General features: G+C 65.9%; 14 protein-coding genes. 9 read left to right on the top strand and 5 right to left on the bottom strand.

What is annotated here, in order from left to right; all coding sequences use genetic code 11:
• Positions 1 to 144: 144 nt before the first annotated feature.
• The 3 genes from EP7_RS06000 (at position 145) to EP7_RS05990 (ending at position 6,617) form a co-directional block, all read left to right on the top strand.
• Positions 145 to 1,452, top strand: a complete 1,308-nt coding sequence (locus EP7_RS06000) for a 3-deoxy-D-manno-octulosonic acid transferase (protein ID WP_463526820.1) — start codon at positions 145 to 147, stop codon at positions 1,450 to 1,452.
• 144 nt (positions 1,453 to 1,596) lie between these two features.
• Complete coding sequence (locus EP7_RS05995) at positions 1,597 to 1,944, top strand: DUF3467 domain-containing protein (protein WP_463526818.1); 348 nt, start codon at positions 1,597 to 1,599, stop codon at positions 1,942 to 1,944.
• A 371-nt stretch (positions 1,945 to 2,315) separates the two neighbouring features.
• Positions 2,316 to 6,617 (top strand): hypothetical protein, encoded by a 4,302-nt coding sequence (locus tag EP7_RS05990; protein ID WP_463526816.1) that lies wholly within the window; start codon positions 2,316 to 2,318, stop codon positions 6,615 to 6,617.
• Positions 6,618 to 6,729: 112 nt separating this feature from the next.
• Here the strand turns inward: EP7_RS05990 and EP7_RS05985 are convergent, their stop codons facing one another.
• Complete coding sequence (locus EP7_RS05985; RefSeq protein ID WP_463526814.1) at positions 6,730 to 9,708, bottom strand: zinc-dependent metalloprotease; 2,979 nt, start codon at positions 9,706 to 9,708, stop codon at positions 6,730 to 6,732.
• 753 nt (positions 9,709 to 10,461) lie between these two features.
• Between EP7_RS05985 and EP7_RS05980 the strand changes: the two genes are divergently transcribed.
• Both EP7_RS05980 and EP7_RS05975 read left to right on the top strand, forming a co-directional pair.
• Positions 10,462 to 10,671: a hypothetical protein gene (locus EP7_RS05980; protein WP_463526812.1), complete on the top strand. Its 210-nt coding sequence runs from the start codon at positions 10,462 to 10,464 to the stop codon at positions 10,669 to 10,671.
• 47 nt (positions 10,672 to 10,718) lie between these two features.
• A complete protein-coding gene (locus EP7_RS05975) occupies positions 10,719 to 11,768 on the top strand; it encodes a DUF1559 family PulG-like putative transporter (protein ID WP_463526810.1) in 1,050 nt (349 codons plus the stop codon).
• A gap of 39 nt (positions 11,769 to 11,807) precedes the next feature.
• On the opposite strand, the gene EP7_RS05970 is transcribed toward EP7_RS05975, so the two are convergent.
• Positions 11,808 to 12,806 (bottom strand): NAD-dependent epimerase/dehydratase family protein, encoded by a 999-nt coding sequence (locus EP7_RS05970; RefSeq protein WP_463526808.1) that lies wholly within the window; start codon positions 12,804 to 12,806, stop codon positions 11,808 to 11,810.
• 279 nt (positions 12,807 to 13,085) lie between these two features.
• Between EP7_RS05970 and EP7_RS05965 the strand changes: the two genes are divergently transcribed.
• The 3 genes from EP7_RS05965 to EP7_RS05955 all read left to right on the top strand — a co-directional run bounded on the left by EP7_RS05965 (position 13,086) and on the right by EP7_RS05955 (position 18,585).
• Positions 13,086 to 15,194 (top strand): efflux RND transporter periplasmic adaptor subunit, encoded by a 2,109-nt coding sequence (locus tag EP7_RS05965; protein ID WP_463526806.1) that lies wholly within the window; start codon positions 13,086 to 13,088, stop codon positions 15,192 to 15,194.
• A gap of 137 nt (positions 15,195 to 15,331) precedes the next feature.
• Positions 15,332 to 16,276, top strand: a complete 945-nt coding sequence (locus EP7_RS05960; protein WP_463526804.1) for an efflux RND transporter periplasmic adaptor subunit — start codon at positions 15,332 to 15,334, stop codon at positions 16,274 to 16,276.
• 125 nt (positions 16,277 to 16,401) lie between these two features.
• Positions 16,402 to 18,585, top strand: a complete 2,184-nt coding sequence (locus EP7_RS05955) for an HlyD family efflux transporter periplasmic adaptor subunit (protein ID WP_463526802.1) — start codon at positions 16,402 to 16,404, stop codon at positions 18,583 to 18,585.
• A 100-nt stretch (positions 18,586 to 18,685) separates the two neighbouring features.
• Here EP7_RS05955 and EP7_RS05950 read toward each other — a convergent pair whose 3' ends face one another.
• Positions 18,686 to 19,774 (bottom strand): glycosyltransferase, encoded by a 1,089-nt coding sequence (locus tag EP7_RS05950; RefSeq protein ID WP_463526800.1) that lies wholly within the window; start codon positions 19,772 to 19,774, stop codon positions 18,686 to 18,688.
• A gap of 319 nt (positions 19,775 to 20,093) precedes the next feature.
• Positions 20,094 to 21,611, bottom strand: a complete 1,518-nt coding sequence (locus EP7_RS05945; protein WP_463526798.1) for a formylglycine-generating enzyme family protein — start codon at positions 21,609 to 21,611, stop codon at positions 20,094 to 20,096.
• A gap of 199 nt (positions 21,612 to 21,810) precedes the next feature.
• Between EP7_RS05945 and EP7_RS05940 the strand changes: the two genes are divergently transcribed.
• On the top strand, positions 21,811 to 22,425 hold the full coding sequence (locus tag EP7_RS05940) for a 3-keto-disaccharide hydrolase (protein ID WP_463526796.1): 615 nt from the start codon (positions 21,811 to 21,813) through the stop codon (positions 22,423 to 22,425).
• A gap of 15 nt (positions 22,426 to 22,440) precedes the next feature.
• On the opposite strand, the gene rho is transcribed toward EP7_RS05940, so the two are convergent.
• Positions 22,441 to 23,571, bottom strand: a complete 1,131-nt coding sequence (gene rho, locus EP7_RS05935; protein WP_463526794.1) for a transcription termination factor Rho — start codon at positions 23,569 to 23,571, stop codon at positions 22,441 to 22,443.
• Between the last annotated feature and the right edge of the window lie 288 nt (positions 23,572 to 23,859).

Here is a 23,859-nt window from a genome sequence, read left to right as displayed (position 1 = left end):
GAAACTGTCCCGGTTGAAACGATTGTCCGTGCAGGTTGGCGCGTCGGTTGCTTGAAGTATTGAGTCTCTGCACGAAGGATGCGTGCTTCCCGCCGCCGCCTGCGCCCTCGATTGTCCCCGCCGCGTTTGGGAAAGGATTCCCGGATGTCCATCGTGCTCGATGCGCTCTACCTCCTCGTCTTGCTGGCCTGCTCACCCGCGCTGGTCTATCGGTCGTGGAAGACGGGCCGATATCGCCAGGGGTGGGCCGAGAAGGTTCTGGGCAAGGCCCCCTGGCGGATCGGCGAAGGGCCTTGCATCTGGTTCCACGCGGTGAGCGTCGGCGAGGTGATGCTGCTCCGCCCCCTGGTCGCCGAGATCGAGCGTCGCCGGCCTGGCTGGCAGGTGGTGGTCTCGACGACCACTCAGACGGGCCTGGCGGTGGCGCGCAAGACGTTTCCCGACCTGGTCACCTTCTACGCCCCCATGGACTTCAGCTGGGCGACCCGTCGGGCCATGTCCCGGGTCAATCCGACCGTCCTGGCCCTGGTCGAGCTGGAAATCTGGCCGAACCTGGTGGCCGCGGCGAAGGAGCAAGGCGCACGCGTGGCGATCATCAACGGCCGGCTGAGTCGGCGGAGCCACGCCGGGTATCGCCGGATCAGGGTCCCGCTGGCCTCCACCCTGAGGCGAATTGATGCAGTCGCGGCGCAGAGCCAGGGGTATGCCGACCGGTTCGTCGACCTGGGCGTGCCCGACGAGCGGGTGCGAGTGACGGGCTCGGTGAAATACGACGGCCTGGAGAGTGACCGGGGAAATGCACGGACGAGGGCGCTTCGGCAGCAGCTCGGCCTGGCCCCGACGGACCTCATCTTCGTGGCGGGCAGCACGATGGAGGGGGAGGAAGAGGCGGCCCTGGCGGCCTATCTCGAGGCCAGGACGCTCCATCCGAGGCTGAGGCTGGTCCTGGTCCCGCGTCATCCCGAGCGATTTGACCGGGTGGCCTCGATGGTCGAGCGCAGCGGAGAGCGAGTCCTCCGGCGGACGGACATCGAGCCGGTGGCGTGCGTGGGCGGTGCCCCACCGGTCTTGCTAGTCGACACGGTGGGCGAGCTTGCTGCGGTCTGGGGCCTTGCGGATGTCGCTTTTGTTGGCGGAAGTTTGAAGCCAGGCCGGGGCGGACAGAATATGATGGAACCGGCGGCCTACGGGTCGGCGGTGCTCTTCGGCCGATATACGGCCAACTTCCGCGAGACGGTCGAGCATCTTCTGAGCGTGGGCGGGGCCCGCGCCGTGGCCGACGGCCGCGAGTTGACGGAGGCCCTGGTCGACGCGCTGGAAGACCCCGAGAGCGCCGCGGACCGCGGGGCGGCCGCCCGCAAGTTCGTCCTGGCCCAGGAAGGTGCAACGTCACGGACCCTGGGCACTTTGGATCGATTGGTCGGCCCGGTCATGGCTGAAATTACGGCTTGACCGGCGCCGTCCGTTGCGGTTCACTCGCCAGCCTAGGCCGAGCTCAACAACGCACGCCGCCGAAGGGCCGAACCCGGGTCGAAGGTCGACCGGGCGTGTGGGTTCCCACTCTCCGCGGCGTAGAACCGAGAAAAGAGACCGAAGATGACCGAAGAACAGACGCCGGAACAAGCCCAGCAGCAGACGGAAGTCGTGGTGGACGATTCGGCGACCGTGCCGTCGTACTCGAATTTCTGCCGTGTGACGGCGACCCCGGAAGAGGTCATCCTCGACTTCGGCCTCAACCCCCAGCCGTTCGCCGCGGGCCGTCAGGACGTGAAGGCCAACCAGCGGCTGGTCATGAACTTCTACACCGCCAAGCGGCTGCTGACCGCCCTGAGCATGACGATCCAGCGCCACGAGGGCATGTTCGGCTCGATCGAGCTGGACGTCCGTCGCCGCGCCGGCACGGCCCAGCAGGGCTTCGCCGCTCGTCCCGTCTCCGGCGAGTAATCGCGTGAGGGGGCCGCCACCCGCGGCCCCCTGCCCCACGACCGCGTTCCCCCGGCTCCGGCCCACCGATCCTTGGTGGCCGGTGGCGGGGGTTTTTTCGTCGACTGGGGTTGAGTCTGGGAGGTCTCGGATCGGGATCGGCATCGCTGGCAGATCCGGCAGATCTGATCTTGATCCGGAAAACTGATTATACGGGCCTTACCGCGCCGATCCTTGGATCCATAGCTATTGGGCCGCGGCGCGTCGATCCGGGAGGTCCGGGTGCGTGCGGACTTTTCGTTGATCGCCGTAGCCGGTTGAGCCGATCTTCCCTGTTAGGGCACATCGGCACCGGTTCAGGACGGACGGGTCTCGCCCTAGGAGATAATGGAATGTCTCATCCTTCCCGACCCCGGGACGATCGCCCCTCGCGGCGGAGCCCGCGCAAACTCAAGCTGGAGCAGATCCAGCAGCTCGAAGAGCGAAAGGTGCTTGCACCGTTCGTCTCTGCATCTCCAACGACGGTGGTGGCCACGGCGTTCTCGACCCAGCCGAGCACGACCGTCAACGGTTACACGACCCAGATCAATCAGGGCATCACCGACCCAGCGTTCCCGACCGCGGCTCCCTACACCACGGTCTCTCAGCTGACGAGCCTGGACGAAGCCTTCGGTGGCGACATCGTCAAGATCGAGGCGGGCCCCGGCGGCGACTTCGGCAAGGCCATCTTCGCCATCTCGCGTGGTGCGGGCTCGAGCACGACGGCGGTCAACCGCCCCGGCGTGATCTACCGCGTGGACACGGCCACCGGCAAGTCGTCGGTCTTCTTCGACCTGAACACCGTGATCGCCCAGAATGAGCCGGGCGGCACGGCGGCGGCCAGCGTGGGCGCCGCCACGGGCCTGGTCAACTGGTACGACATCGCGTTCGACATGGAAGGCTACTTCGACGGCCGACCCTCCATGTTCGTGAGCACGGCCGACCGCGCCAATCCGAACAAGGATGCCGTCTACCGGATCGCCCCCGACGGGTCGTTCATGGGTGCTTTCACCTATGTGACCGACGGCCAGACCGCCCTGCGTCTGACCATCAACCCGTCGGCGGTGCTGGTGCCGCCGCCCGAGCAGCAGAACTTCCTTCGCGGCTTGTTCGTGGGCACCGGCACCGGAGCTTCCACGACCGGAGCCGTGAACGGAACGACGGGGACGGGCAACTTCTCGGCGCTCTTCTTCGATGCCAATGTCTACCGGCCAGGCCAGGCGATCAGCAACGCCTCCCTGCTGCCGACTGGCGTGACCCAGTCGAAGATGAACCTAGGGCCGCAGGTCGCCCTGGTGTCGGCGAACACGCTCTACGAATCGCCGGTCTATTCGGTGTTCACCGACTTCGGAACCCCCGCGGGCGGCGGTATCCCCGCCACGGACGGGTTCAGCGGGATCCAGGGCTCCAACGGCGAGCTGATCATCAACCAGGGGAACTTCCCCGCCACCATTACCCCGCTCATCGACACCTATCCCGCGTTGCCGACGACGTTCCGGCGGTTCCAGGACGCGGCGTTCGACAGGTTTGGGTACTTCTCGCAGGGTGTCTCGATCACCGGGACCGTCACCGCACCGACGCCGGTCGCCGATTCCAGCCTCGTCTTCGTCGGGCAGAACGTAAACCCGACCATCGACCCGACCCCGCTCTACGCGGGCAACCTCTTCGTGTCCGACCTGGCGTCGGGTCTGGCGGCCGTCGGCACCGTGCCCGGTGCGACCGGGACCACCACGACGACCCTCGCACCGATCCAGGCCATCGGCTCGTTCCTGGTTGAAAACTTCAACCCCGAGGGAATCCCCGGGATCGGAGACGCCGACCTCGGCGTATTCAACACGGGTGGACGCATCGTCCGGATCACTCCGGATGGCACGGTGTATAACTTCGCCCAGAACTTCAACACCAACGGTGCGCTGGACTCGACGGCGTTCTCGTTGTCGAGCCTGACGATCACGTTCTCGGCCGACGGGACCACCCTGTACGCCTCGGACGACGACGGCATCTGGCAGTTCAAGAGCTCGTCGAGCCTGGCCAGCTCGGCCACGGGTGCGATCGTCGGCCTGAATGACTTGCGGACCCTGGGCGTGCCCTACGACGGGCAGGACGCGGCCGTCGCGGTCATCGACAGCGGCGTGGACGCCAATAACCCCAACTTCCGCGGACGGGTCTCGACCGGCTCCAACATCATCACGAATGGTGCCGGGAACGTGGACCTCTCGCCGGCGACCGCTCCAGGAACCGCTGCGGGCGGAACTGGCGGGACGGGCGGAACTGGTGGGGCAGGCGGTGCAGGTGGTGCAGGTGGTGCAGGCGGAGGCGGAACCGGTGGAACTGGCACCGGAACCGGAACCGGAACCGGAACCGGAACTGGGACGGGCGGGACAGGGCTCTCGATCACCGGAGCGGCTGGCCACGGAACGATCGTCGCAGGCGTCATCGCCCAGTTCGTTCCCCAAGCGACCATCATGCCGGTCAATATCTTCAACCCATTCCTGAGCTCGTCGCAGTCCAGCACCACGACGGGCGGGACGGGTGGCGCCACCACCACGTCGCAGACCTCCAACGCGGTCTCGTCTCCGCAGAACTTCTATGACGGCCTCGGGTACGTCACCAAGCATCCGTTCGTCAAGGATCCGGTTCGTCCTCTGAACCAGGCCAGGGTCATCGCGACCTCGATGGGCTTCGGCACGGTTCAGACGTTCGACACCGAGATGACCGCTTACAAGCGGTATCCGCAGATCGTCGCCTCGCTGAAGAACCAGCTCAAGAAGTTCCGCTCGCTGGGAATCGCCCCGATCGCCGCGGCGGGCCAGTTCGGAGCCCCCGCTGGCTCCACCACGACCGGCACCGGCGGCGGAACTGGTGGCGGCACCACCGGCGGCAACACGTTTGGCGCGACGAACAGCACGCAGAACCCCAGCATCGGCGACGTCAACGGCATGTCGCTGCCGGCGGTGCTGAACGAAGTGCTCTCCGTCGGCGGGACGATCCCTTATCCCTACACCGCCGGGGTGTACTCCACGCCCAACGACCCGGAGACGGGCGTGCTGCCCAGCACCCTGGGGCCGGTCCTGCTCTACGGCAACACCGGGGCCTTGAACACCACGCTCTCGAGCTCGATCGCGTCGCTGACCAACGGCAACATCACGATCTACTCCGACAAGCTCATCGCGGCGACGAACCGGAGCATCACCACCGACTACGTGGCCCCGGCCGTTGACGTCCCCACCTTCGCCAGGACGACCGTCACCGGCGGCACCGGCGCCGCGGCCGCCGTGGATAGCTCGGGCCTGATCCTGAACACGGTGCAGGAAGGCGGGACATCGCTGTCCGCCGCGGTGGCGACCGGCTCGTATGCCCTCGTGCAGTCGGCCCTGTCGTACTGGGACACCATCCGGCTGTCCGACTCGACCGTGGACGGGTATCTCACGACACCCGTGGGCGTCAATCAGCTGAACTTCGGCAAGAAGGCGATCACCAACCTGAGCGCCTACAACAACCCGGACGGGATCAACGCGATCCTTTCCTGGACGGCCGTTCCGGTGACCGACGCGAACGACTCGACGACCCTGGCCCTGACCTACACCCTCTTCGGTGGCCTCCAGCCCAGGTCGTACGCCCGGGTCGATGTGGGCAACGCGATCGCGGCGATCGAGACCAAGATCGCGCTGGATTACCTGATTCCGCGCGGTTACCTGGAAATCATCGACGCGAACAAAGACGCGCTGCTTTCGGCCCAGGAAGTTCAGGACTTCGTCAATACTTCGGCGAAGACCGGGATGGCCGAGGCCGGAGCCATGGCCCGACTGCTCGGCGGCAACGAACGCAGTGCCGAAGGCGTGGTCGACCTCACCAGCCCTGTCTACGCTGCCTTGACGACCCCTGACCAGCCCGACCAGCCCGACGTGCTCCAGCGTCGCTTCAACTTCCTGGAATACGCCGCCCACGGGTCGCTTCAGGGGGTCATCCCGATCTCCGAGCTGAAGAACCTCGACCACAACGTGATGCCGGTTCCCGACTCCGCCGTGATCGTGGACCGTCAGCGGGCCTCGGCCAACGGATTCCTGGTCAACCCCGACGCCAAGCGGAACACCACCGACCTGCAGCACACGCTGCCCAAGTATGCTTGGGTCTCGAAGCAGCAGGTTGCCAGGTTCCGCGGCATCAGCCCGAACAAGTTCGGCGTCAACAAGGGCATTTCCTCGGCCTTCAGCTCCCCGTTCCTCGCGCTCTTCGACGGGTCGATCAGGCCCCTGACCCCGATCGAGAAGAAGGTCAACCCGACGCCCGAACCGACGTCGAAGGTGACGGTCACCACGCCCGACCCCGCCAAGACGCAGCCGGCGATCGTCAACAACACGGCCCCCACGGCCACGACCCCGACGCAACGAGTCAACCTGGCGAACCTGACGGCGGCCACGCTGAACGGGTCGTCCTCCAAGCTCTCGGCCGCGAAGCCGATCGTGGGGGCCGCGACGCCGACCGGCGATCTCGCCCCGACCTCGACCATCCCGGCCGAGACCGACACCACCAAGACCGACACGGCCGCAGCCGACGCGGCGACCGCGGCGGCCAAGAAGAAGGCCGCAGCCATCAAGGCAGCGGCCAACAAGAAGGAGTCGTTCTTCGAGAAGGCCTTCGGCATCAAGTTCTGATCCGGGGCCCGAAGAATCGACCCGAGATGCGAAGGCGGCCGCCGACATCCACTCCTGGATGTCGGCGGCCGCCGGACGTTCGAAGGGAGGTGAAGGACGAGATCCCCCTGGATCAAGGCTCGTTGGCCTGGATTCCGGCGTTGGAGACCCGCTTGATCACGTCGAGGCACTCCTCGAAATGAGCGCGGGTGGTGTCGTCGACCGGGGCGTCCTTCTGGTCGAGCGACTTCTGGATCTTGTCACCGATCTGCTTCAGGTGCATCCGGGCGAGGCTGCGGGCGTCGGCCGGGATGGACCCCGATCCGCCGAACATGATGAACGTGAGCACGTCGGCTTGCGCGTTGCGGCGGGCGCCCAGGACCATCGTCGCCAGCCGTCGGAGGTACTCGCGCTGGAGGTTCCGGCGGATCGTCGAGCACGCGACCGGCTTCGGCTTCTCTCCGGCGGGGGTCGCGGCGGGCTGGCACTCGGTGTAGATGCCATCGGTCAGGGCTCGGAAGACCTCCGACATCGTCAGGGGGGCCGAGCCAGGATCGGATTGCAGCTCCTGGACCTGGAGCCGGGCCAGCACGTCGCCGCTCAGGCACTGGCCGAGCGCGATCTTCTGGATGGCCAGCACGCGATCGTAGACGGGGAATTCGACCGAGCCCTCGTTGCCGCTGCCCCAGTGGCTCCAGCGTTCGACGCCCAGGCGGCGGAGGAGCGCGGGATTGAACTGGAAGGCCTTGTCTGAGAGGACCTGGTCGACGACCATGGACAGGGCTTCACGCTGCTTGGCACCGGAGACCGGGACGATCGGGTCGTGGCCGTCCTTGTCCCCCTTGTGGTCGCGATGCACGCTCTGACCGCCGACGTAGGACGAGATCAGGGTGGCCGCGTTGCCCCACTGGTCGAGCAAAACCGACAGGGCGCGCCTCGTCTTGGTCCACGACTCGCCGTCCTTCACCGCCTTGGCGTCCAGCTCCTTCATCAGGGCCACCGAAAGCTCGATGCGTTCCCTGGCGAACTTGGAGGGGTCTGCGCCCAGGTCGAAGACGTTCACCAGCGGGTCGTTGTTGAGGTACATATCCTCATCGGTGCCGTACGTCAGGTCGTGCTCGGGGGCGCGAGCGGCGATCTTCTTCAGGCCCGACTCTTCCGACCCGTCGATCTGCTTGTAAGCGTATTCGATGACCCAGTAATCATACGGGCCGAGGGTCGAGGTGACGTACTCCCCCTGCGTCTTGCCGCGAGGGGCGAAGTTGACGGGGTTGTAGTCCATGACGCTGCCGGACTGCCCTTTGACGCGAGTGATCGCCTCGTCGTTGAGCTGGTCGGCGTTGAGCATCGTGCTCGCCTTGAAGTTGTGCCGCAGGCCGAGCGAGTGCCCGACCTCGTGCATCACGACCTCCTTGATGAGCGCGCCGATGAACTCGTCGGACTGCTTGGCCTCCGCGTCCTTCTCCTTTTCCTTGTCCTCCTTCTTCTCTTTCTCCTTCTCCTTGTCGTCCTTCTTCTCCTCGGGCTTGGCCTTGTCGTCCTTCTTCTCCTCGGGCTTGGCCTTGTCGTCCTTCTTCTCTTCGGGCTTGGCCCCATCGGCCAGGATGAGGGCGGCGAGGCCCATCTCGGCCTGCATGCCGGTGCTCATCTGGCACTCATCGTGGCGGGAATAGCCCATCCGATCGGCGAGCCTGGCATCGAGCGCGGTCCAGTCCGAGGGGACGAGCCGGGGGGCGTTTCCCTGGCCGTTGGTAGCGGTGGAACCGGCACGGCCGTAGCGCATCTTGGCCGCGAGGATGGGGCTGATGATCTCGCCACGCAGGCTCTCGCCGTTCGCGCCCTGGGCCAGCGGGTTGCCGGTCATCACGGCGAACTGGTCCTTCCAGTAGCGGACCCAGCTCGCGTCGAAGATCACGTCGCCGTCGATGATCTCGCCGGTCAAGGGGTTGGCGCGGAAGCAGGACATGGCGAACGTGCGCGGGGTGGTGATCCACCGGAGCGTGCAGTAATTCATGTCCTCGGGGTCGAACTCATCCTTCGTGGGGTCGACCCAGCGGACGGCGATCGCGTTGCGGATGCCGGCCTTTTCGAAGGCCTTGTTCCACTCCAGGATCCCCTCCTCGACGTGCGGGCGCAGCTCGATGGGGACGGTGTCCTCGACGTACCAGATGATCTGCCGCTTGGGGGGGGAGAGCTTGGCGCGGGGGTCGGCCTTCTCCAGCCTCCAGCGGTTGACGTAGCGGACAAAGGTGGTGTCCGGGTCGTTCGAGGAGAAGTCCTTCGTCGCGCTGATGAAGTGGCCGATCCGGTCGTCGGCCACGCGCGGGCGATAGCCGCCGTCGGGGAGCTTGACCAGGCCGTAGTGGATGACCACCGTGGTCCCGCGCGAGTCGACCACCGCGTCGCCGCCGAACCGGCCGGTGAAGGTGGCCTCGACCTCGATCTCGATGTTGTTGGCGAACGCCTTCACCTTGTCGATGCTGCTGCGCGAGCGGTCGAGGCCGCCGAGGCCGAGCTGGCCAAAGTCGCTGAGGAAGATGTCGGACAGGTCGATCAGCACGCTCTGGCCGGCCGGGTTGAGGCTGACGATGGGCAACGCCATCAGGATCGAGTCGGTGTAATTCTGCCTGACCGCCTTCTCCAGCGAGGAGCCGGGGGCGGCCTTGAAGTAGATGTTGCGGCGGACGAGCTGGACCCGATCGCCGACGCGCTTGAACAGGACGACCCATTCCTCGCCGAAGTTCATCGGCATGCCGGCGTTGGCCAGGCCGCGGGCGATGGTGATGGGGGCGAGCATCGGCTGTTCGAACTGGAACGGCTTGATCTCGGCGTAGAGGTGGTCATCCTTCTTGTGAAGAGTGAACAGCCCCTCGAACTTCTGTGACCCTGAGGTGACCTCGTTGAAGTCGCGGAATTTCGACGGGTCCGAGTTCCCCCCGCCCCCGCCCGATCGGCCGCGCGAGAGCAGCTGCGAGAGATCGAGGTTGGTCTCACCCGCCGCGGCCTTGGGCACATCGGCGGCCTTGACCGCGGTTTCCTGGGCACCGGCGGGCATCTGGAAGATGGATAAGGCCAGGCCGAGCGGGCCGAGAGCCACTGCGAGTCGCTTCATCGGTGTGCCTCATTGATGAGTCGCGAGCGATCGTGCGGAGCGCGCCGTCCGGGGTGGGAGGCCGAGTCGGTCGTCGCGCCGGGAGGAGGCCGGGCCGGGGCTGCGTCGTTCCGGCCCGATTTCTCAATCCCATCGTGTCCTACGTCGCGGGCGGCGGCAAGGTCTGAACCCTCGGGGAACTTTCGGGAATAGGCGAGAAGGGTGGATTCTAACGATTCAACGAATTGGCCCCATTGGTCCACATGACCTAGATTCCTCGCATGATCGAATGGCTGAGGGGACACCCGGCGGGCACCTGGCCAGATTTAACCGTCGATCTCGGCGAAAGCTCGCAGGAGCCCTCCCTTTAAATCACTAAATCGATCGAGACGATCGGGATTTCAACGCTTGACCTTAAAACTCGATCGCTGTACTCTCTTTCGTCAATGCTCATCACTCTCCCTGATGGGTCGTCGTCGATCACTTCTCCACTTCGATGATCGAAGACAATTCAACCCAGGTCCGACCGATCGCCTCCCTCCCCCGGTGGTCTCGGTCAGAGACTTGTCGTGGACCGTCGGGTTCCGTGGTCTGCGTGCCTCTCCGATCTCGAAAGACCCGAGCGAGTCCAGGCGCGCGACGCTCGATCCGGATGCGGCCCGGCGTCCGGACGTTTCCACGTCGATTGAACATGATTCGCTCGATTGAACCCGTGCTACGCCTGGGATGGCATTGCCACTCAGGCCGATGGCCCGGCTGCGAGAGATGATCTCGATGATGTACGCTCCTCGTCTACTCCTGAGGTTCTCCCCGATCGCCCTGTGCGCCCTGGTTGGCAGCCTCTCGGGCTGCAACCAGCAGGACGGGACGGTCCGTGGATCTGGTTCGATCGACATCCCTAAGTCGTCCTTCAGGTCCTATGCGCCCGGCGCGACGGTCCCGCTCGCTCCCGCCGCCGGCCGCAAGTCATCCCGCGTCAAGTGACGCAACCGCCCCGCCCCATCCCCTTTTCCGCCCCGAGGAATCCGGCCATGGCCGACACCCTGCCGCCCACGCAACGCCCTCGACGCGGGTTCACCCTGATCGAGCTGCTGGTGGTGATCTCGATCATCGCCGTCTTGATCGCGCTGTTGCTGCCCGCCGTGCAGAGCGCCCGCGAGGCGGCCAGGCGTGCCCAGTGCACCAACAATCTGAAGCAGATCTCGCTGGCGGCGCTCAATTATGAGGCGGCCAACGGCTGCCTCCCGCCCGCGATGCAGTGCAATGGAGGCAGCATCGGCTACTCGTCGCTGCTGCGCATCTGCCCGTTCATGGAGCAGACCCAAGTCTTCAACGCCAACAACTTTTCGGTCGGCTTCTCCGACTCGTCGAACTGGACGATCCCCGGCGTGGGTATCTCCGCCTTCTCGTGCCCGAGCGATCCGTCGGCCTTGAAAGCGAGTCCCCTGCACTTCGGACCGCCGCCGTACCTGGAATTCCACACCCATTATTCGGGGAACGTGGGGCCCTGGAATGCGTTCAGTGTGCTCTTCGACCCGACAAACTTCACGTTGTACACCGATCCCCTGATGGCAAATTACGCCAAGGGCCCGCTGATTTCCGGGGGCCTGGTGCCGATCTCGGCGATTACCGATGGGATGAGCAACACGATCATGTACTCGGAGAACGGCCAAGGGGTCTTCTCCGAGGCGACGCAATCGTTCTCGCACCCCTGGAGCGTGGGCTTGCCCGACTCGCTCTCAGTCGAGGCGAGGTTCCCGCCGAACTGGGCCAGGCGCTACAGCGACCCGGTCAATGACCCGGACAATAACGCCCTGATCACCTGGGGCCGAATGAACATGATGAGCTTCCACCCCGGGGGGGCCAACGCGGCGTTCTGCGACGGTTCGGTCCACTTCCTCAAGGACACGATCGATTGCTGGACCATCCCGGCTCCTCAGTCCGATGGGCTGCCGGTCGGGACGACCAAGGCGGACCCGGACGTGTACGGGCTTACCCTCAAGCCAGGCGCGAAGCTGGGCATCTATCAGGCGCTTTCGACACGCGGCGGCGGCGAGGTCATCAGCTCCGACAGCTTCTGAGGCCCCGGGCTCGCGCCTCGAAATCGGGGCGCGGTCGGCTCAGGGCTGTTCCAGGTACCAGCGGACGCTTCGGCGGATGCTCTCGTCGTAACCCAGGGCGGGTGTCCAGCCGAGTTTGGTTCGGGCCTTCTCGGTGCTGTAGGAGAGGTATCGCCCCATCAACCATGTGGCGTATCGCGTGATGAGGGGTGGCTTGCGCTTCCCTGCCGTACGACAAACGGCCTCCAGGGCGAAGGCGGCGGAGTAGGCCAGGCGGTAAGGGACCTTGCGGCGTACGGGCGGGGCATCGCAGGCGGCGGCGAAGAGATTGAGGAAGTCGCGCTGGCTGATGAATCCCTGATTGGTGATGTTATAGGCCTCGCCGACGGAGCCGAGGTCGGCCGCGGCGAGGATCGCGGCGTCGGCGACGTTGCCTGCGTAGATGGCCGAGAGGGGATTGTCTCCCCGGCCGATCGTGGGGAGCTTGTGCTTGCGCAGGCGGGCAACGAGCCTGGCCACGGTGGTCCGGTCGCGCTCACCGTACAGCCAGCTCGGCCGGATGATCGTGATGTCGAGCTTGTCGTCCGCCGCAACCCGGCGCAAGGCGTTCTCTGACTCGACCTTGCTGCGGGTGTAGGGGTCCCAGACCCAGAGGTTCTGGCCCATGGGCTCGGTCTCGTCGACGGGCCGCTCGCGGTCGTGCGGGTGGCCGTAGGCGCTCGTCGAGCTGATGTGGACGAACCTGCGGACGCCCGAACCCGCGGCGGCGCGGGCCAGGGTGGCGGTCGACTCGATGCAGTCTCGCCGGAAGTCGGCCCAGCGCCCCCAGTCGCCCACCTTCGCGGCCGAGTGGTAGACGACGTCGACCCCCCTGGTGGCGCGGGCGCAGGCGTCGGGATCGGTGAGGTTGCCGACGAACAGCTCGACGCCGAGTTCACGCAAAAATGAGGTGTCGCTCGAGGGGCGGACGAAGGCACGGACAGTCCGCCCTTCTGCGACGAGCTTCTCGGCGATATGGCTGCCGAGCAGCCCGGTGGCACCGGTGATGAGCAGGGCCAAGGGTCGTCGTCCGCCTGGTTGAAGGATCGTCAGCGAGGGCCGTCCCCACGATGGGCGCCGAGGGCCGACGATGGAGCGTCCTGACGAGCTTACCACGCCCGCGAGCGACTCAGCCGGGACGGGCCTCGCGAGGGGTGGTGGGCCAGGCGGTGGGCCCTGGATTTCCTCCTGGTTTGAAAAATCTCCAGGAAGGTGGAGCCCGGCGGCGTCCCGTTGACTGCGTGCCTCGAAAGGCTCCGTGCGCGACGCGGCGACGTCGCCGTTCCGATCCGCGGCGCAATGGACGCGGGCACCAACCGGGCGGGAACCACCAACATGCCGGAAGAGACGATCGACCCGAGCTTGCTCGAGCAGACGAAAAACCAGATCCGCAAGTTGGTGGCCGAGATCGCCGAACTGGCCGAGTCGGACATCCAGCCGGCCGAGTTCCACGTCGAGTTCCTCAATCGCGCCGTGGCGGCCGTTGCGGCCTCCGGCGGCGCGCTCTGGATGCTCGACGGTCGCGGTAGCCTGAAGCTTCAGCATCACCTGAACTTCGGATCCACCGGCCTGATGAACGGGCAGGTGAGAACCCAGCCTCACGATGCGTTGCTTGGCTGCATGATGCAGGCCAACTCGCCGCAAATCATCCCGCCGGGCGCGGCGGTCGAGGGGGTGCCGAATGCCGGCAACCCGACCGGCTACGCCCTGATCCTGGCCCCCCTGGTGGTCGACAAGCAGGTGGTCGGCCTGGTCGAGATCCTGATGGATCCGACCCGCCGCGCGGCCACCCAGAAGAGCACGCTCCGGTTCGTGGGCGACCTGTCGGACCTGGCGGCGAACTTCCTCAAGAATCGCCAGATGCGGCAGATGATGTCGCAGCAGCGGCTCTGGAATCAGCTCGAAGGGTTCACGCATCAGGTCCATTCGTCGCTGAACCTGCGTGAGGCCACCTACTCGGTGGCCAACGACGGCAAGCGGCTGGTGGGCTGCGACCGGCTGAGCGTCTGCCTGAAGGTGGGCGGCCGGACGATGATCGAGGCCGTCAGCGGCCAGGAAGTCGTCGAGCAGCGAGCCAACCTGATCCGCGAGATGACCAAGCTCTGCAAGGTCGTGCTCCGCAGCGGCGAAGACCTGGTTTACACAGGGAACACCGAGGGCTTTGCCCCCGACATCCGCGACGTGCTGGAGATGTACGTCGACGAGTCGGGCTCGAAGGTCGTCATCGTCACGCTGCTGCATAAGCCCGAGGAAGACCCGAGCAAGGAGAAGGTGCCGTTCGGCTGCCTGGTGTCCGAGCAGATCGGCGACGAGGTCGCCCCTTCGGACATGCACGCCCGGACCGAGGTCGTCTCGCGACACGCCTCGACCGCCCTGTGGAATGCGTCCGAGCACGACAAGACCTTGCTGCCGCTCCTGAAGCTGGCAGGCTCGCCCCGCCGGTTCTTCCGCGGACGCACCTTCGCCAAGATCCTGGCGGCCATCTCCGCGGTGATTATCGGGCTGCTGGTGCTGACCTTCGTCCCCTATGAGCTGACGATCGAAGGGCGTGGCGAAATCCTGCCCGAGGGACGCCGGAACACCTACGCTCCCGACCGGGGCGTGGTGGTGGACGTGCCCGTCGATCACGGCCAGCTGGTGAAGAAGGGCGATCTGCTCTGCCGCATCGAGAGCCGCGAGCTGGAGAAGCAGCTCAAGGAGAAGATCGCCGAGCGGGCCGAGGCCATGAGCCGGGCCAGCCACCTGGACTCGCAGCTCGCCCCCGGCGGCTCGCGGAATATCCTCGACGAGGAGAAGAATCAGATCCAGGGGCAGAAGGCCGAGGCGACCATCAAGGTCAAGAGCGCCCAGGAGCAGATCGAGATCATCAAGGATCAGATCGAGTCGCTCTCGGTGACCGCGCCGCTTGACGGGGTGATCACGACCTGGGAAGTGAAGAAGACCCTGCTGAACAAGCCGGTCGAGGTGGGCGAGGCCCTGGTCCAGGTGCTGGCCACCGACGGCGACTGGTCGCTGGAAGTCCAGATTCCCGACGACGACATGGCGCCCGTCCTTGCCGCACAGAGCAGACTGAAGACGGAGATTGCCAAGGGGACCAAGCCCCCTTCGAGCCGGCTGCCGGCCTACTTCGTCGCGGCCACCGACCCCGAGCACCGCTACCACGGCTACGTCCGGCGGATCTCTTCGAAGCCCGAGACGGTCGAGGGCAAGCACATGGTCAAGGTGACCGTCGGCTTCAGCGACGAGGTCCGGTCCGAGTTCCTCAAGCAGAACCTTGAGATCAGGCCCGGTGCCGAGGTGCGAGCCCGCGTCGAGTGCGGGAAAGCCCGGCTGGCCTATGTCCTGCTCCGCGACGTGGTCCAGGTCTACTACGAGTCGGTCCTGTTCCGCTGGCCCTTCCTGCGTTGAATCGAGCGGAATTGACGCCGCGCGGGTCTCCGTAGCCGATGACCCCGCGGCGGACTTCGACGACGAACATCCCTCCCCCATTTCGACCCAACGAACGCCGGCTCCCGACAGATTCGGGACCGCCCCGGAGGCCTACGATGCTGGTGCCCAAGAAGATGTTCGCCCTGGCGGCCGGGTCGATGGTTGCCCTCTCCGCCGCCTCGTTCGCCGAGCCCCAGGCCCCCGCCCCCCCGAATCCGGTGGGCGTGCCGACCCTGGTGCTCAACGAGGTGACGATCGACTGGATCGAGAAGTCCGACGTGGCGGCTCTTCGCGAAGGGGTCATCGAGAAGCTGGAGCTGACCATCGGCAAGCCGGTGATCGCGGGGGGCGAGATCGGCCACCTGCACCGCAAAGTTGCCGAGCTGAGCGTGAAGAAGGCCCAGCTTGCCGCACGTGCCAAGGCCCCGATGGCCAAGGCCAAGGCCCAGTACGACCACGCTCTCGCCGTGCTCGCGACGAGCAAGCGATTGAATCTCAAGACGGCGGGCAGCGTCTCCAGCGAACAGCTCCGCAAGGAAGAGGCCGAGGTCAACATCGCCGAGGCGACGCAGACCGAGGCCCAGGAGAAGACCGCCATCGACGTGGCGGAGCTGGAGCTGAATCAGCAGATCCTCGAAGAACACACGATTCGCGCCCCCATCGACGGCGTGATCATCGAGGTCCACCGCCAGCCCGGCGAGAGCATCAGGGCCAACGAGGCCGTGGTGCGGATGGGCAACCTCGCCCGCCTTCGCGCCTTCGCGTATGTGCCCGTGGATGAGTCCTACAAGGTGAAGGAAGGCCAGCTGGTCGACCTCCAGCCCGTCATCAGCGGCGGCGGCGTGAACCCGTTCGCATCGAAGGTCTTCCGCGGCAAGGTGACGTTCATCGACCCCCGGATCCAGCCGATCGGCGACGCCTCGGTGCGGATCTACGCGGAGTTCGAGAACCCCAACGGCGAGCTTCGCCCGGGCCTGAAGGCGCGCATGACCATCCACCTGACCAACGAGCCGACCGCCGCCCCCAACCTGACCCAGGGTGCGGCTAACCAGCCTCGCTGAGTCGCGGACTTGACCATCCAATTCGCCCAAGGGTGCGGCCCCGTGTCGCGTGCCGCACCCCAGTCTGACCCCACAAGAACGACCCAAGGCCGCCCAGACCGAAGACCGCGAGGGCCGACGAACCCATGAGTGCCGCCCCATCCATCGCGCCGGTCACCCCCATGGGCCAGGCCGCCGAGCACTTGCAAGTCAAGCTGCGGCCCGACCTGATCGTCCAGCCCCAGTTCTATGAGGGGATGACGCACTACGTCATCAAGGACCCGATCGCGCTGAAGTACTTCCGATTCAAGATCGAGGAGTACTTCCTGCTCCAGCAGTTCGACGGCAAGAACAACCTCCAGGACGTCAAGCGGGCGTTCGAGCGGAAGTATCGGCCGCAGACGATCTCCGTCGAGGACCTCGTCCGGTTCGCCGCCCAGCTGCATGAAGCCGGGATCGCCCAGATCGACAGCCCCGACCAGGCCAAGGCGCTCATCACCAGACGCCGCAAGAAGGCGATGAAGCAGGTCTGGTCGTTCCTGGCGAACATCCTCTACATCAAGGTCCCGATCATCGACCCCGAGCGGTTGCTGACCTGGATGTATCCATACTTCCGCTGGCTTTACACCAGGACCTTCATCGTCGTCAGCGTCGGCATGATGCTCGCGGCGATCACGCTGGTCATCAGCCAGTGGTCGACCTTCAGCGGCCGCTTGCCCGACTTCCAGAGCTTCTTCAACTGGTCGACGATCATCTATTTCTGGTGCAGTCTCGCGATCATCAAGGTGATCCACGAGTTCGGCCACGGGCTGACCGCCAAGCACTTCGGCGGCGAAGTGCACGAGATGGGGGCCCTGCTCCTCGTGCTCACGCCGGCCCTCTATTGCGACGTCACCGACAGCTGGCTGCTTCCCAGCAAGTGGAAGCGGATCTGGATCAGCGCGGCGGGCATCTACGTCGAGTGTTTCCTCGCCTCGCTGGCCACCTTCGTCTGGTGGAACACCGAGCAAGGGCTCCTGAACAGCCTCTGCCTGGCGACGATGTTCATCTGCTCGGTGAACACCATCCTGTTCAACGCCAACCCCCTGCTGAGGTACGACGGCTACTACGTCACGGCCGACTTCCTCGAGATCCCCAACCTGCGGATCAAGAGCACCCAGTTCTTCACCTACATGTTCCAGGAGAAGGTGCTGGGGCTGGAAGTGCCCGTGCAGAGCTACATGCCGCGATCGAGACGAGGGCTGTTCGTCACCTATGCCGTCGCCAGCTATGTCTATCGCTGGGTCGTCACGTTCAGCATCCTCTTCTTCCTGTACCAGTTCCTGAAGCCTTACAAGCTGGGGTCGATCAGTGCCGCGCTTGCGATCGGATCGCTGATCCCGATGGTCGGGATGCCCCTCTACCAGGTCATCAAATTCGTCCGCACTCCCGGGAGGATGCGCAAGGTGAAGAAGGTACGCGCGGCCAGCTTCGCCGCGGTGGCGCTGGCCGCCGTCGTGGCGATCCTCAGCATCCCGACTCCGCTCCGACTCCAGGGCTCCATGGTGCTCCAGCCGGCCAAGCCCCAGTACGTCTACGCCGAGGTCCCCGGCATCCTCAAGGACCTGCGGGTCCGCGACGGCGAATGGGTGAAGAAGGGGCAGGTCCTGGCGACCCTCTCCAATCCGGAGAAGCTCCGCGAGCGGCTGATGCTCCAGGAGCAGCACGACAGCCACTTCGACAAGGCACGCTGGTTCAGCACCAGCGCCGACCTGATGAGCCAGGCCCAGATGGTCCTGAACGTCAAGATGGCCGCCGACCTCGAGCCCGTCGTCGAGAAGCTCAACGAGCAGGTCGGCAAGCTCGTCCTGGTGGCCGAACGCGACGGCCAGGTGATGGGCATGCCCCACCCCGAGACGGTGGGCCAGCATCTCAAGCCGGGCAAGCCGATCTGCGAGATCGGCGACCCCAAGCGGCTTGAGGCCCACATCATCATCGACCAGTCGGATTACGACATGGTGCGCACCGATGCCAGGGCCTGGGTGAAGGTCTACGGCCACAGCGAGCAGACCTTCCTCGGCAAGGTCAGCATGATGGCCACCCGCAACAGCTCCGACATCCGGCCCGAGCTATCCAACACCGGCGGCGGCGAGATCGCCACCAAGCAGGACCAGAAGACCGGCCAGCTCAATCCGCTAACGGCGGTTTACGAGGTCATCGTCCCCATCGACAATGAAAACCTTGAGCTCCAGTCGGGCCTCCGTGGCTTCGCCAAGATCGATGCCGGATCGCAGACGGTGGCCGGCTGGCTCTGGCGGATGATCACCAAGACGTTCCACTTCACGCTCTGAGCGTGGGGCCCAATGGCCCATCGAACCTCGAAAACGCCGGCCCGCCGCGGACAATTTGTCCTCGGCGGGCCGGCGTCGTTTCTCGGGATCGCGCCACCCGTCAGGCAGAGGTGGTCGCCCCTTCGACGTCGGCCTCGCCGAAGTCGATGATCCGGCCCACGTCGTTGACGAAGCCGTCGCCGTGATAGTAGTCGTGGAGCACGTCCTGGGCATTCTTGATGATCCGCCGGGCCTCGTCCGGGTGCGACAGGTAGTGCTCGCAGACCTCGACGAGATCGGTCAGGTCCCAGCGGATCGGGACGTAGGTCTCGTTGGGTTTGAAGATGTCTGGGCTGGTGACGAGATGCTCCATCGAAGGCTTGATGAGCAAGGCGCCCGCCGCGACGGTCTCGTAGTCCCGGAAGCAGAGCTCGCCCCAGCCGAATGGGCTGACGACGATCTTGCACATCATCATCTCCATCAGGTATCGCCGCGCGGGGATCGGGCCGTTGCCCGTGCTCCGGTAGCGTCGGGTCAGCGGTTCCATCTTCTCCAGCGCCAGCTCGCGATACTGCTGATACCATTCCTTGTGGGCGTTGATGTTGATCTTGCCGATCCGCCGGTTCAGGACGATCGGCCTCAGATTCCACGCGGCCCGCAGCGGCCTGGTGACGGAAAGCAGGTTCATATATTTGCGGGTCGTCGACAGATTCCAGCAGGACTTGACCTTGTGGACCTGATCGGGGTCGGGCTTGGACGAAAAATTCCAGCCGTTCAGCTCGTAGCCGAGCTCCTTGGAGAGGAAGTCGGTGAAGAGCAGCCCGCCATCGTAGTCTCGCTGGTATGCCGATCGATCCTTCAGCACCTGCCGCTTCGCGAAGCGGTCGACGTGCGGCAGGACGCCGAAGTGGGGCGTCGAGGTGGGGGCATAATAATCGAGGAAGATGATCTTCCCGCGCCCGGGCTTCTCCGACAGCCCGCGGAAGAAGGCCGCGGCGTCCTCGGCCGTCTCACGCCACGAGATCATGACGAGAGCGACGTCCGACGGATTCGCGTCGTAGGCCCGCTCGATCTCGCCCAGGGTCAGGGCCTCGACCATGACGACTTCGACGTTCAGGCGCCTCAGGAAGTCGTCGCGGAAGATCTCGAAACCCTGGACCTGATGCCCCTCGGGCGACCCGGAGGAGAGGCCGCGGTGGATGACGAGCAAGCGCCGTTTCGGTCGGGGATCTTGGGTCATCATGAGGCTTTTCAGGTCGCGTAGACCCTGCGAGATGGAAATTCGTAGGCCGATCCCTGCCCGATGCGTCCGCGGACGAATCGATGCGGACGAGTCGGCCGAATCCGATCCGAAATCACGCTCCGGGGCCGGGCTTCAGGGCGGCCGCGGGCCCGAGCGCTCCAGTCTATTCGACCCGAACCCTCGATTCAAGGACGTGCGAGGATGAGAGTAGCCACATGTTCATTATTTCAAAACATGTTGATCGAACTCGGGGCCGTGATTCGGGGATGGCGCGGCGATGAGGCTCTCAGAACGGGACGACCCCGACCGGCGCACCGGCGGGCCCCTGGGTCTCGGGCGAGATGGATCGATCGGGTCGTGCGGCGCCCTCGACCTGGAGGACGCAGCGGAATCCAAGATATCGGGCGCGAGCGTCGGCCTTCATCCCCTCACGCCAGCTCGAGACCCAGAGCTTCGACCCCCCTCTGACGGTCATCTGCGGAGGCCTTGCGCGGCTGAACGGCGCGCCCGTGGGATCGACGACCGGGCCCGCGGGGAGTGCCTTGTAAGCCCTCGGGTCGTAGTAGTCCGCCGTCCACTCCCAGGCATTGCCGGCCAGGTCGAAGACGCCGAAGGGCGACTGGTCGCCGGGTTCGGTCATGACGGGCGCGACGTCCCGGGTCTCCTTGGGCTTGTCCCAGGGGCCGGCACCGGGGCCCCAGGGATGGATCCGGCCGTCGGCCGTGCGAGCGGCCTTCTCCCACTGGGCCTCCGTCGGCAGCATCTTGCCGGCCCAGGCTGCGAAGTCGTGCGCCTGCCTTGCCGTGATCGCGACGACCGGCAGGTCGGCCGCCGGATCGCCCGAGGACTCTCCAGCGCGGGCGGACCGAGACGGAGAGGCGAGCTTGTCGTGGGGTGCGGCATAGATCTGATACTGGCGGTTGGTCACCTCGTGGCGGTCGATATAGAAGGCGGAGAGGCGGACCCGGTGCGCCGGCTGTTCCTGCGCCGGCCCCTCGTCGCGTCCCATCACGAACTCGCCGCGGGGGATGAACACCATCGTCGAACCGTCGCGGTCGCAGAGGATCGACGCCGGCCATCCCTCAGCGTCGATCGGTGCCCCCTCGACAGCCCGGAAGCCTGGCGGAAGCGGATGCACGACGACCTTGGGCGGCTCGGGAGGGGTCGGGGGCTCGACGACGGCCGGGGACTTCTCCGCCGAGTCAGGCTCGACGCGTTCGGCGATCAGGGCCCCCTTCTCGGCGAAGAGTGGGAGTCCCTTGGCCGCCTGGTCGAGCGAGCCTCTGGCCGCCCGCGCGGCGGTCGTGCCCGGGTATGCCTTGACGATCTTGCCCAGCATTGACGCGGCCATCTCGGGCTTGCCCACCCCGGCCACCTGGCGGGCCTGGTCGAGCATGTTCGTGGCCTCGCCCTCGGCCTTCAGGTCAACCGCGGCGGCCTTCCCGACCCGAACGGGGATCGGAGCGGCTTCGTCCGGAAGGTCGTCGAAGCGTTCCTCGACCGTACGGAACCTCAAATAAAGCGTGAAGAGGCCGACGATGCAGAGGCCGATGAGGGCCGAGCTGACCAGGAGTCGGTCGCGGCTACGCTTGTCGTAGGTGTCGACGCTCACCTGCTCGTCGTCTTCGGCCTTCTTCGCCTTGGCCTTGGCGGCCTTCTTCTTCTCGGAGTCCCTGGCCGATTTCTTGGTCTTCTCGGGCGCGGCCGCCTCCGTCTCGGGCTCGATCTTCCAGAGCCTGGGGAGTGGGCCGCCGCCGGCCGCGGGTTGCGGTCGTGGACGTTTGGGTGGATCGGAATCGGCCATGATGGACACCCCCGAGTCGCCAGGCAGCCCCAGTGCCGTCGGGTCGCCGGAATTTCTCGCCGGATTGATCCGGTTCGATCTTCAAAGGTAGTCGTCGCCCTGCACCGGGACAAGACCGAGCCGGCGGCCCAGGGTACACTGGAGCCGAGCCGCGATGGCCACGCAACGGGCCCCGAACGCCGGACTGAGGACGCTCATGATGAGTCGATTGGTGTGGGCTGCGATGGCCCTGGCGTGCCTTGCGGCGGCCGGGGATCAGGATGGATTCGTGCCGATGGTCGCCGGCAACAATCCTGCGCAATTCGACCTGGTCGGTCTTGGGCCGGGCTCGATCCTGGTCCATGAGGGGTCGGTGCGCCTGACCGGCGAGCCCGACGGCTATTTCGCCACCAAGGCGGCCTACAAGAATTACGTCCTGAGGTTCGACTGGAGGTACGACCGTCCCGAAGGGCTGACGTCCGACGCGGCCTTCGACGGCAACAGCGGTGTGCTCTTGCACCTCCAGCCGCCCTCGAAGGTCTGGCCCCGGTCGATCCAGGTGCAACTCCTTTACGCCGACCCGGGCAACCTGTTTCCGCTGGACGCCGAGCTGGCGGCCAGCAAGGATGCGACGGCCCAGCGCAAGGCGAGCAGACCCGTGGGCGAGTGGAACACCCTGGAGGTCGTCAGCCAGGACGCGTCGATCACCGTCCGAATGAACGGCCTGGAGATCGCGTCGGGGACGAAGGCCAAGCCCGCGGAGGGGGCGATCGGCTGGCAATCGGAGGGACGGCCGATCGAGTTCCGCAACATCCGGATCAAGGTCAATCCGTGAGCCCCGACCGGACGCTCACTTGTCTTTCTGGAACTGGCCAATCTTTTCCAGGAAGGCGGCGTTGCTGGGGTACTTGGCCAGCTGCTTGGTGAGCGACTCCATCGCCTCGACCGGCTTCATGTCGGCGAGGGTCCGGCGCAGGAGGTTCATGCAGGTGAACGTCTTGGCGTCGAGTAGCTTCTCTTCCTTGCGCGTGCCCGACTGGGGAAGGTCGATGGCCGGCCAGACTCGTCGATCGGCCAGGCGGCGGTCGAGGACGACCTCCATGTTCCCTGTCCCCTTGAACTCCTGGAAGATGATCTCGTCCATCTTGCTGCCGGTGTCGATCAGGCAGGTGGCGATCACGGTCAGCGATCCCCCCTCCTCGAAGGCCCTGGCGGCGCCGAAGAGCCGCTTGGGGACGTCGAGCGCCTTGATGTCGATGCCGCCGGTCATCGTCCGGCCCGAGCTGGACCCTTTATTGTACGCCCGGGCCAGGCGGGTGAGGCTATCCAGCAGGATGAGCGCCTGGCCGCCCGCCTCGGCGATCCGCTTGCCGCGATCGACGGCGAGCTGGGCCAGGCGGATGTGCTCCTCGGTGTCCTGGTCGGACGAGGAGGCGATGACCTCGCCCCGGACCGCCCGGCGCATCTCGGTGACTTCCTCGGGCCGCTCGTCGACGAGCAGCATCATCAGATGGAGCTCGGGATGATTGGTCGCGACGGCGGCGGCCATCTGCTGGAGCAGGATCGTCTTGCCGGTTCGCGGGGGGGCGACGATCAGGCCTCGCTGCCCCTTGCCGATGGGGGTGAGCAGGTCGATCACCCGCATGCCCAGGGGCTCGGGGCCGGTTTCCAGGTTAATCTTCTCGTGGGGGTCGATGGCCGTCAGGTCGTCGAAGCCGCGGCGTCCGCCCCCGGCCCCCGGATCTTGCTTCTCGATCTTGAGCACGTCGCTGAGCCTGGGCGCCTCGCCCGGCTTGCGGACCGACTCGACGGTACCGGCGACCTCGGCCCCCTGCCGCAACGCATAGCGGGCGATGAGCGGCGCGGGGACGTAGACATCGTGCGGGCCGGCCTTGTAGTGGCGCGACGGATCGCGGAGGTACCCATACCCCTTGGCGTGGGTTTCCAGGATGCCTGCATGAAGGAGTTCGGCCGTGCTCATGGCGGGGCTCGTAGGCCTTCGGGCATTGACAAAGGAAGCGCGAAGTGCGCGCACCAGGTCCTTCGGAGGTCGGCCCGGGGGATTGGACGACTCGGCGGAAGTCACGGCGATCCGGAGACGGGAGTTTACGGACGAGACGTGACGATCGCCGTGTCCGGCGGAAGGGCACGCGGAGTTCGTCCGCATGTTCCGCGACGGATGAGCCGGCGTGCTGCCAGGGAGAATCTAGCCAATCCGGACCGGGATGTCCAGTGTCCGATAATCGCCAGAAACGCCTTGGTAAGCTAG

Source organism: Isosphaeraceae bacterium EP7 (assembly GCA_038400315.1).
Classification (GTDB): domain Bacteria; phylum Planctomycetota; class Planctomycetia; order Isosphaerales; family Isosphaeraceae; genus EP7.
The sequence above is the reverse complement of the archived record's forward strand: the minus strand, read 5'-3'. Positions and strand labels throughout refer to the sequence as shown.

Excerpts from the sequence above, each read along its gene's own strand:
- EP7_RS05985 (WP_463526814.1), bottom strand. The coding sequence starts at position 9,708 with ATGAAGCGACTCGCAGTGGCTCTCGGCCCGCTCGGCCTGGCCTTATCC.
- EP7_RS05945 (WP_463526798.1), bottom strand. The coding sequence starts at position 21,611 with ATGGCCGATTCCGATCCACCCAAACGTCCACGACCGCAACCCGCGGCC.
- EP7_RS05940 (WP_463526796.1), top strand. The coding sequence starts at position 21,811 with ATGAGTCGATTGGTGTGGGCTGCGATGGCCCTGGCGTGCCTTGCGGCG.
- EP7_RS06000 (WP_463526820.1), top strand. The coding sequence starts at position 145 with ATGTCCATCGTGCTCGATGCGCTCTACCTCCTCGTCTTGCTGGCCTGC.
- EP7_RS05955 (WP_463526802.1), top strand. The coding sequence starts at position 16,402 with ATGAGTGCCGCCCCATCCATCGCGCCGGTCACCCCCATGGGCCAGGCC.
- EP7_RS05965 (WP_463526806.1), top strand. The coding sequence starts at position 13,086 with ATGGACGCGGGCACCAACCGGGCGGGAACCACCAACATGCCGGAAGAG.
- rho (WP_463526794.1), bottom strand. The coding sequence starts at position 23,571 with ATGAGCACGGCCGAACTCCTTCATGCAGGCATCCTGGAAACCCACGCC.
- EP7_RS05980 (WP_463526812.1), top strand. The coding sequence starts at position 10,462 with ATGATGTACGCTCCTCGTCTACTCCTGAGGTTCTCCCCGATCGCCCTG.
- EP7_RS05960 (WP_463526804.1), top strand. The coding sequence starts at position 15,332 with ATGCTGGTGCCCAAGAAGATGTTCGCCCTGGCGGCCGGGTCGATGGTT.
- EP7_RS05995 (WP_463526818.1), top strand. The coding sequence starts at position 1,597 with ATGACCGAAGAACAGACGCCGGAACAAGCCCAGCAGCAGACGGAAGTC.
- EP7_RS05975 (WP_463526810.1), top strand. The coding sequence starts at position 10,719 with ATGGCCGACACCCTGCCGCCCACGCAACGCCCTCGACGCGGGTTCACC.
- EP7_RS05990 (WP_463526816.1), top strand. The coding sequence starts at position 2,316 with ATGTCTCATCCTTCCCGACCCCGGGACGATCGCCCCTCGCGGCGGAGC.